At 72.4% G+C, this 9,525-nt stretch carries 9 protein-coding genes; 6 read left to right on the top strand and 3 right to left on the bottom strand.

All coding sequences use genetic code 11. From position 1 onward, the window contains the following. Positions 1–208: 208 nt before the first annotated feature. Both BGP03_RS25720 and BGP03_RS25725 read right to left on the bottom strand, forming a co-directional pair. Positions 209–1,120: a hypothetical protein gene (locus tag BGP03_RS25720; protein ID WP_298799400.1), complete on the bottom strand. Its 912-nt coding sequence runs from the start codon at positions 1,118–1,120 to the stop codon at positions 209–211. Between the two features lie 176 nt (positions 1,121–1,296). Continuing rightward, positions 1,297–2,235, bottom strand: coding sequence for an IniB N-terminal domain-containing protein (locus BGP03_RS25725; RefSeq protein ID WP_298799399.1), 939 nt, complete (start codon positions 2,233–2,235; stop codon positions 1,297–1,299). A 290-nt stretch (positions 2,236–2,525) separates the two neighbouring features. On the opposite strand from BGP03_RS25725, the gene BGP03_RS25730 reads away from it, so the two are divergent. From BGP03_RS25730 to BGP03_RS25755, 6 genes are read left to right on the top strand one after another with little or no spacing between them, the layout of a single operon-like run. Then, positions 2,526–4,850, top strand: coding sequence for an Hsp70 family protein (locus tag BGP03_RS25730; RefSeq protein ID WP_298799398.1), 2,325 nt, complete (start codon positions 2,526–2,528; stop codon positions 4,848–4,850). Continuing rightward, the gene (locus BGP03_RS25735) at positions 4,760–5,014 is read left to right on the top strand and encodes a hypothetical protein (protein WP_298799397.1); all 255 of its coding nucleotides are present in this window, start codon (positions 4,760–4,762) and stop codon (positions 5,012–5,014) included. Before BGP03_RS25730 ends, BGP03_RS25735 begins: the two co-directional genes overlap by 91 nt. Then, positions 5,011–5,457, top strand: coding sequence for a GNAT family N-acetyltransferase (locus BGP03_RS25740; protein ID WP_296370536.1), 447 nt, complete (start codon positions 5,011–5,013; stop codon positions 5,455–5,457). Before BGP03_RS25735 ends, BGP03_RS25740 begins: the two co-directional genes overlap by 4 nt. A gap of 57 nt (positions 5,458–5,514) precedes the next feature. Further along, complete coding sequence (locus BGP03_RS25745) at positions 5,515–6,336, top strand: hypothetical protein (RefSeq protein WP_296370535.1); 822 nt, start codon at positions 5,515–5,517, stop codon at positions 6,334–6,336. After that, positions 6,336–7,046, top strand: a complete 711-nt coding sequence (locus BGP03_RS25750; RefSeq protein WP_296370534.1) for an alpha/beta hydrolase — start codon at positions 6,336–6,338, stop codon at positions 7,044–7,046. Before BGP03_RS25745 ends, BGP03_RS25750 begins: the two co-directional genes overlap by 1 nt. Then, a complete protein-coding gene (locus BGP03_RS25755) occupies positions 7,043–7,390 on the top strand; it encodes an MmcQ/YjbR family DNA-binding protein (protein ID WP_296370533.1) in 348 nt (115 codons plus the stop codon). The genes BGP03_RS25750 and BGP03_RS25755 overlap by 4 nt, the downstream gene beginning before the upstream one ends. A 401-nt stretch (positions 7,391–7,791) precedes the next feature. Here BGP03_RS25755 and BGP03_RS25765 read toward each other — a convergent pair whose 3' ends face one another. Then, a complete protein-coding gene (locus tag BGP03_RS25765) occupies positions 7,792–9,456 on the bottom strand; it encodes an MFS transporter (protein WP_298799396.1) in 1,665 nt (554 codons plus the stop codon). Positions 9,457–9,525: the final 69 nt, after the last annotated feature.

A 9,525-nucleotide genomic window follows, 5' to 3' on the forward strand; every position in this document is an offset into this window, starting at 1 on the left:
CCAGAGTCCTCGCAGCCGGCGATACGGGGTTCGGGGGAACGAAGGCTAGGGGGTCCGGGGGTGGGCGCACACCCCCCGATCGGGGTGTTCTCGCAGGTCGCCGACCTGGCGGTGCCCCCCTGCTCGCTCGAACGGGCGACGGGTCTCCCCCGACACGAGAACGCCCCCGCCCCGGGGTGACCGGGACGGGGCGCGGACGGCGCGAGGATCAGTGGACGTCGATGTTGCCCACGTGGTGCTCGCTGTTGTCGTTCACGACGCTGTGGTCGCTCTCGTCGGTGAACGAGCCGGTGGTGGTGTGCTCGCTGTTGTCGTTGGACGAGTCGTGGGTGCTCGCGTCGACTCCAACGTTGCCCGAGTCGTGGACGCTGTGGTCGCTCGAGTCGTTGAACGAGCCGTGCGTGGAGTTGTCGGTCCAGGTGTTGCCGACGCCGTGCAGCGAGTGGTCGGAGTTGTCGACCGCGGCGCTGCCGCCCGAGGCGAACGCGCCGCCGTCGCCGACGGTGAGGTCGTGGCCCACGGTGGTGCCCGCCGCGTTGCCCGAGCCGAACGCGGTGGTGTCGTGGTCGCCGGTGACGGCCAGGTTGCGGTCGCCGACGACGTCGCCGTTCCCGCTGACGTTGCCGGCCCCGACCTGGTTGTGGTCGCCCGTGGTGACCGTCGAGTCGCGGATGTCGCCGCCCGCGGCCACGGCGCCGTCACCGGACGCGACGGTGGAGTGCACGTCGATGTCCTGGTCGAAGTCGCCGCCGTGCGTGTCGATCTGCTGGTTGGTCGAGTTGTCGACCGTGGTGTGGCGGTCGTCGACGTAGTTGCTGGTGACGTAGCTGTTCAGGTACTGCATCGCCGCGTGGTGCGACTCGGCCGGCGTCGCGTAGTCGTGGTGCACCGGGGGCGGCGGCAGGTGGATCGCGTTGTGGCTGGTGCTGTAGTCCCGGCTGAAGTCCGCGGTCTGGTTGTCCTCGACCAGCACGAGTGCGTCGTGGACGTCGGCGGGACTCAGGTGGTCGAGGCCGTACTCGTGCAGAGCGGCCTGCGGGTCGTGCGTGAACCAGTCGCGCAGGCCCGTGTTGCTGGTGAGCTGCCTGAGGAACTCCATCAGGGACATGCTCTCGGCCATGCTCTGCTCCGTCTGCTCGGGTGGATCGTCCCCGGTGCGGGGTGTTGCTCATGAACGTAGGCGAGCCCGCCCGGCGGGCCATCGGGGATCGCCCAGGGTTCGCCCCGGGGCCGTTAGGGGATCCGCGGAGCCGGGAGCCCCGCCGCGTGCGGCGGGGCTCCCCCGTCAGGCGTGGATCAGTGACCCAGCACGGTGTTGAAGCTGTGGTCGACCGAGTTGTCGTTGACGATGCTGTGGTCGCTCTCGTCGTGGAGCGTCGTGGTCGCCGTGTGCTCGCTGTTGTCGTTGCCCGAGTCGTGGGTGCTCAGGTCGAGGCTCGAGTTGTTCGAGTGGTCGACGCTGTGGTCACTCGAGTTGTTGAACGAGTCGTTGGTGGAGCTGTCGGTCCAGTGGTTGCCCACGTCGTGCTGCGAGTTGTCGGAGTTGTTCACCGCCGCGCTGCCACCGGACGCGAACGCCGCGCCGTCACCCACGTTGACGTCGCCGTGCACGTCGGTGCTGGTGGCGTTGCCCGAGCCGAACGACGTGGTGTTGTGGCTGCCGGTCACGGCCTGGTTGTGGTCGCCGACCACGTTGCCGTCGCCCTTGACGTTGCCGTCGCCGACCTGGTTGCCGTTGCCGGTGGTGATGGTGGAGCCGGAGATGTCCCCGCCGGCGGCCACGGCACCGTCGCCCGACGCGACGACGGAGTGGACGTCGATGTTCTGGTCGAAGTTGCCGCCGTGGGTGTCGATCTGCTGGTTGGTCGAGTTGTCCACCGTGGTGTGGCGGTCGTCGATGTAGTTGTTGGTGATGTAGCGGTTGACGTACTCCGCGGCGGACTCGTGGCCCTGCGGAGCGGGAGCGGGGTGGTGCTGCTCGTTGCCGCCCTTGTGGCTGCTGCCGAAGTCGCCACCGCCGATGTGGTTGTCGCCGGTGTCGTAGTGGCGGCTGAAGTCGGCGCTCTGGCTGTCGTCCTGCACCAGCGTCAGTGCGTCCTGCACGTCGTGCGGGCTGACGTGGTCGAGCCCGACCGACGTCAGCGCCTGCTGCGGCTCGGCGGCGAACCAGTTGCGGAAGTCCGCGTTGGTCAGCAGCTCGTGGATGAACTGCATGAGGGTCATCTGCTCGGCCATGTCTGCTCCATCGTCTCGGGGGAACGGACCGGCCCCTCGGCCGGCGCTGTGGACCGAAAGGTAGGTCCGGGGGGCCGGCGCGCCATCGGGGATCGGCCACCGTCGTCGTACGGGCCGTTCGGGGATCCGGACACGCACCGTTGGGGGAATCGCGTCCCGTCCCCCCGTTCGGGTACACGGTCTCGATCGTGGCTAACGGTCGAGCGCGATACTCCGATGGCGAGGAAGGGGCCGAAGCCGGCAACGGGGTCGGGGTTTCGGGTTTTCATCAGGGGAATGGCGGGATAGCGATGAGCTACCAGCTCGGGATCGACTTGGGCACGACGTACACCGCGGCTGCGGTGTGCCGTTCCAACGACCGCCGCTGGGTGGAGCCCGAGGTGGTCACCCTCGGCACCCGCACCGCCACCGTGCCGTCCGTCCTGTTCGTCGCGCCGGACGGGTCCGTGCTGGTCGGTGAGACGGCCGAGCGCCGCGCCGTCACCGATCCCGACCGCGTCGTCCGCGAGTTCAAGCGCCGCATCGGCGACCCCACGCCCGTCATGGTCGCCGGCACGGCCTGGGCGCCCGAGGAGCTCTCCGCGCGCATCGTGCGCTGGGTGGTGGACCAGGTCGCGCAGCGCGAGGGCGGTGCCGCCGCCGGCATCGCGGTCACGCACCCCGCGTCCTGGGGGCAGCACAAGAAGGAGCTGCTCGCCGCCGCGCTGGCCGGGCAGGGCCTCACCGTCACGTTCCTCGCCGAGCCGCAGGCCGCCGCGCTGCACTACTCCGCCAACGAGCGCATCCCCGCCGGCTCCACCATCGCCGTCTACGACCTGGGCGGCGGCACCTTCGACGCGGCCGTCGTGCGCAAGGCCGACCCCGCCTCCGCCGCGTCGGGCACGGCCGGCTTCGGGTTGCTGGGCCGCCCGGAGGGACTCGAGCGCCTCGGTGGCGTCGATTTCGACGAGGTCGTGTTCGAGCACGTCCGTGAGGGCATGCCCGCCGCGTTCACCGACCTCGACGACACCGACCCGGCGGTCCTGTCGGCCGTCGCCCGGCTGCGCCGCGACTGCACCGAGGCCAAGGAGGCGCTCTCGGCCGACACCGAGGTGTCGATCCCGGTGCTGATGCCCGCGGCCCGCGGCTCGGTGCGCCTGCACCGCAGCGAGTTCGAGTCGATGATCCGGCCGCAGGTCGAGGAGACCGTCACGGCGCTGCGCACGGCCGTCCGGTCCGCCGGCTGCGAGCCCGAGCAGCTCACCACCGTGCTGCTCGTCGGCGGCTCGTCGCGGATCCCGCTGGTGGCGCAGCTCGTCTCCGAGCAGCTGGGCCGTCCGGTCGCGGTCGACGCCGACCCCAAGAACGCCATCGCCAAGGGTGCGGCGCTGGCGATCTCCCCCAAGCCGACGGCCTCGTGGCCGGAGGTGGCGATCGCACCGGTGCCCGCCGCGGGGATCGCCGCGGGCGTCCTCGCCGGCGCCGGGATCGCCGCCGCCGCGGCGGCCGCGCCCGTCCGGCCGCCGCGCCCGCCGATGCCGGGCGGACCGGACCCGGCCCGCGTGCCCCCGGTCCAGCCCGCCGCCTACGCGTCCCGTGGGCCGGTCGGGCCGTCGCACGAGTCGGCGAACGCCCTCATGTCCGGCGGGAGCCGGCCGCCGCAGCCGAGCGGTTACCGGCCGCGCGTCAACCCCGAGCCCGTGCCCGACTGGAACTACGAGCAGGAGCCCGCGCCGCGGCGCCGCACGAACGTCGGGCTGCTGGTCGGCATCGGCGGGCTGCTCGCGGTGCTGGCCGTCGTCATCGTCGTGGTGGTGCTGTCCAACTCGGCGTCGCCGCTCGGGACGAACTTCAGCCCCGCGAGCGGAGGCTCGGTCACGTCGGAGACGACGGAGCCCGCGGCCCCGCCGGCCGTCACCACGGCGCCGCCCGCCGCGAACAACGGCTCCGGCGGAGGATCGGCGCCGTCGAAGTCCGGAGGCTCGGGCAACGGGTCGGGCAGTGGCCCGGGCAACGGCTCGGGCAGTGGTTCCGGCGGGGGCGCGAAGACCACCACCAAGCCCAACGCGGGCACCGGCGGCAGCACGGGCACCGCGCCCACCACCGGCGGTGGCACGACCAGCGCGCCGACCAGCCCGGGCACCACCGGGACGACCGGCACCACGGGCGCGACCGGCACCACGGGCACGACCGGGGGCACGACCGGGGCACGGGCACCACGGGCGGCACCGGTGCCGAGGGCACGGGTACGACCGGGGGCACCGGCACCACGGGCGGCACGGGCACCACGATCCCGACGGGTGGCACCACCGAAGGCGGCACCACGGGCGGCACCCCCACCGGCGGCGGCACCACCGTCGCCTCGCCGCCCCCCTCGTCCAGCCCGGCCGCCCCGCCCACGGCCGCGGGCGTCTGACCCGCGGCCCCTGATCCACCTCTGCCCCTCGGGGCGGAGGTGGCCGGGACCGGTACGGAGGGGAGCCCCGTACCGGTCCCGGTCCTCTACTCGATCGATTCATGACGGCGTTTCGCGAAGGAGTTCCCGGTGCAGGTGCGGTTGTGGGCGGCGCTCGTCGCCATGGAGGTGGCCGCGCTCGTGGTGGCGTTGTGGGCGTTCGGCTGGCCGGTGCTGCTGATCGGGGCGCCGTTGCTCGTGGCCACGCTGATCCTGGTCGTCGCGCTGCGGCTCTCGGAGGGACCGCGCCGCCGGCTGCGGGAGCACCGCGCCACCCGTTTCGACCCGAAGGCGGCGCTGCCCGGTGGCCTGATGAGCGGCTTCTTCGAGCCCGCAGGCCGGTGATCCGCAGAGCCCGGCCCGACGAGGCGGGCGAGCTCGCGGCCCTCGCGGTCCGGTCCAAGGGCCACTGGCCCTACCCCGCCGCCTTCCTGGAGCGTTTCGCGCGCAGCCTCGGCCTCACCCCCGAGGTCGTGGCCGCGAACGAGGTCCACGTCCTGGAGCGCGACGGCCGGGTCCGCGGCTTCTGCACGGTGCTGCACCGCGGCGAGCGGGCCGTCCTCGACGACCTGTGGCTCGACGTCGACGAGATCGGCCGCGGCTCCGGGCGGCTGCTGTTCGACCACGCCGTGGCACTGGCGGCCGCGGCGGGGGCCCGGGTGCTGGAGTGGGACGCGGAGCCGTACGCGGTCGGCTTCTACGAGCGCATGGGCGCCACCACGGTCGGCGCAACCGACTCCCCGCTGGGCCGATCGCTGCCGGTCATGCGCCTGCCGATCCCCCCGTAGGACTGATCACACCGGCCCCATCCCGTGCCCGGACGCATCTACCGGCATGCTGGGCGGGTGCTGATCGGACTGCTCGTCGCCTTCGTCGCGATGATCCTGAACAGCACGGGTGCGCTGCTGCAGGCCGACGGCGCCCGCCGTGCCACCCGCAGCCGGCCCGTCGCGGTGCAGCCGCGCTACCTCGGCGGCATCGTCGTGGACCTCGTGGCGTGGCTGTGCGCCGTCGTCGCGCTCCGCACGTTGCCGGTGTTCGCGGTGCAGGCGGTGATCGGCGGCTCGATCGCGGTCACGGCGGTGGTCGGAGCGCGGATCAACGACACCCACCTGAGCCGGCGCACGAAGTCCGCCGTCATCGCCTGCCTGGTCGGGCTCGTCCTGGTGGCGGCGTCCGCGGGCAGCGGGCGCCCTCCGGTGGGGTCCACGCTGGTCAACGTCGTGCTGCTGGTGTCGGTTCTCGTGCTGTCGGTGGCCGTGCTGATCCTGCGCCAGTACCGCACCGCGTGGCCGCTCGCCCTGGTCGCCGGTCTCGGTTTCGGTGGCACGGCGCTCGCCGTGCGCGCGGCCCACGTGGAGATCAACGCCGACTTCTCCCCGATGGCCCTGCTGAGCCAGTGGTCGATCTACCTCGTCGTCGGGTTCTGGGCGATCGGCATGGTCGGGTACTCGGCCGCACTGGGCCGCGGCGAGGTCGGCGCCGTCACCGCCGTGTTCTCGGTGACCGAGGTGGTGCTGCCCGGTATCGTCGGCATCCTGCTGCTGGGTGACCCCATCCGGGAGGGCTGGGACTGGCCGTTCGTCGTCGGCCTGGTCATCGCGGTCGCCGGGGTGGTGGTGCTGGCCCGCACACCGGTGGAACCGCGCAGGAAGAGAGTCCGCTGATGGCCACCTTCGATCGCGACGGCGCCACCCTCCACTACGACGAGCACGGCACCGGCTTCCCGGTGCTCGCGCTCGCGCCCGGCGGGATGCGCTCGGCGGCCCGGTTCTGGGACCAGGTCCCGTGGCACCCCGTCACGCAGCTCGCCGGCTCGCACCGCGTGATCGTCATGGACCAGCGCAACGCCGGCGCGTCCACCGCCCCCGTGACGGGCACCGAGAGCTGGGCCACCTACACGGCCGACCAGCTCGCCCTGCTCGACCACCTCGGCGTCGACGAGTGTGCGGTCGTCGGGATGTGCATCGGCGGCCCGTTCGTCCTCGGCCTGCTGCAGGCGGCGCCGGAGCGCGTGGCGCGGGCCGTGGTGATCCAGTCGATCGGGCTCGACGGCAACCGCGACACGTTCCACGAGATGTTCGACCTGTGGGCCGGGGGCATCGGGGCCGACCACCCGGAGGCGTCGCCCGCCGCGTGGGCCGCCTACCGCTCGGCGATGTACGACGTCGACCACCCGCTGTTCAGCGTGCCCACGTCCTTCCTGCCGACGGTCACCGCGCCCGTGCTCGTCCTGCAGGGCGACGACGTCCACCACCCGCTCAGCGCGTCGCGCCTGATCGCCGACGGCGTGCCGGGCGCCACGTACGTCGAGCGCTGGAAGGACGACGCGCTCCCCGCCGCGCAGCGGCGGATCGCCGACTTCCTGAGCCCATGACCTGGGACGACGTGGTCGCGATCGCCGGCGGGCTGCCCGAGGCGGAGGTGTCCACCTCCTACGGCACGCCCGCGCTGAAGGTGCGGAAGAAGCTGTTCGCGCGGCTGCGCAGTGACGCCGGGGGTGCGCTGGTGCTGATGTGTCCCCTCGACGAGAAGGAGGCGCTGCTCGCCTCCGGCGACCCGGCGTACTTCACCAGCCCGCACTACGACGGCCACGGCTCGATCCTCGTCGACCTGGACCGGGTCGCCCCCGACCAGCTCGCCGAGCTCATCGAGGACGCGTGGCGCCACCGCGCCCCGGCGCGGCTGCGGGCCGCGCACGACTCCACTCGGAACGGGTGAGCTCGTAGAAGACCTCGCCGAACCCCTTGTCCACCAGCGCCCGTGCCCCCTCGGTGGCGAAGCCCCGGCCCCAGGCGGCGGTGTGCAGAACCCGGGAAACCGTTCGTAGAGGCCGAGGTAGTAGGGCAGCGGATCGTCGCGGATGTCCTCGCGGGTCGAGGGCCGGGCGAGGTAGCGCATCACCGTGGGGTCGGAGTGCAGTGCGTGGAGCCGCTGCTCGTCGTCGGCGGTGATGCGCCGCAGCGTGAGCCGTTCGGTGGTGAGGAAGATCGTCACACGTGCAGTGTGCCGAGGAGGGCGAGGACCTGGACTCCGCGCCGGCGCTGGTGGCGGTCGGCACCACCCGGGTGACCCCGTTCTGCGGGTCGATCACCACGAGCGCCGCCGCGTGTCCGGGGTCGTCATCGGTCGGTCCTCTCGGACGTCCTCAGGTAGGAGGCCACGGCGGCGAGCACCGCCAGGCCGGCGGACACGGTGAACACGACGATCAGGCCCTGGTGGAACGGGCCCGAGATGAGGTTCGGGAAGAACTCGCGCCCGGTGAGCACCCGCATGCCCGCGGCCGGCACCCGCGCGCCGTAGGTGGTGAGCAGGTGCTCGATCGGGTTCACCCCGAGGATCGCCGCGAACAGCGACGACACCGGTGGCAGCGTCCCGATCTGCTGCGCGACGCCCAGCGGCACACCTTGCGCCACCAACCCGCCCGTCAGCGTCTGCGGGAGGGTGCCGGCCAGACCGATGATCATCAGCGAGAAGAACACGCCGATCGACAGCGACGTGCCGGAGTTCTGGAACGTCGAGCGCATCCCGGACGCCACACCGCGCTGCTCGGACGGCACGCTGCTCATGATCGACGACGAGTTGGGCGCGCCGAACATGCCCGACCCCACCCCGTTGACGACGAGCAACGCCGCGAACGCCCAGTAGCGGAAGTCGATCGGCAGCAGCGCGAGCCCGACGAAGCTGGCGGCGAACACGAGCATCCCGCCGGTGGCGAGCCCGCGGGAGCCGATCCGGTCCGACAGCCAGCCCGCGGTGGGGCCGGACACGAGGAACCCCGCGGTGAGCGGCAGCAGGAAGATGCCGGCCCAGAACGGGGTGTCGGCGTAGTCGTAGCCGTGCAGGGGCAGCCAGATCCCCTGCAGCCAGATGATCAGCACGAACTGCAGGCCGCCCCGCGCGATCGACGACGCGAGCGTGGCCGCGTTGCCCACGGTGAACGCCCGGATGCGGAACAGGCCGAGTTGGAACATGGGTTCGGCGATCCTGGTCTCGATCCTCACGAACGCCACGAGCAGCGCCATCCCGCCGACGAGCAGCGCTACCACCGGCGGGCTGGTCCAGCCCATCGCGTCGCCGCCGTGTGGTTGCAGGCCCTCGGTGATGCCGGTCAGCACCGCGCCCAGCCCTCCGGCGAAGGTGATGTTGCCCCACCAGTCGATGCGCGCGGGCCGGCGGCGGCCGTCGTCGTGGAGCCTGCGGTAGGCCCAGACCGTGCCGAAGACGCCGACCGGCACGTTGATCCAGAACACCGCGCGCCAGTCGATCGCCGCCAGCAGGCCGCCCGCCGTGAGGCCGATGAACTGCCCGGCCAGCGCCGCCACCTGGTTGATGCCCAGCGCGAAGCCGCGCTGGTCGGAGGGGAAGGCGTCGGTGAGGATCGCCGCCGAGTTGGCGGTGAGCATCGACCCGCCCACCGCCTGCACGACGCGCCAGCCGACCAGCCACAACGCGGCGCGGCCGCCGTCGAAGGGGTCGAAGGACAGCAGGATCGACGCGACGGTGAACACCGCGAAGCCGTAGTTGTAGATCCGGACCCGGCCGAACATGTCGCCCAGGCGCCCGAGCGTCACCACGAGCACGGCCTGCACCAGCCGGTAGCCCATCAGCATCCACAGCAGGTAGCCGACGTTGCCGGGGGCCAGCGGATCCAGGTGGATGCCGCCGAAGATCGCCGGCAGCGCGATGATGACGATCGAGCCGTCGAGCGCGGACATGAACACGGCGGCGGTGGTGTTGGCGAGGGCCACCCAGCGGTAGCGGTCCTCCGTGATGGGGGCAGCCATCTAGGAGGCTCCTGAATTAGCGCTGTATGCAGTCTTGGGGACGGTCAGGGTCCCTCAAGGCCGTCTGTG

Source organism: Pseudonocardia sp. 73-21 (genome assembly GCF_001899645.1).
Classification (GTDB): Bacteria; Actinomycetota; Actinomycetes; order Mycobacteriales; family Pseudonocardiaceae; genus Pseudonocardia.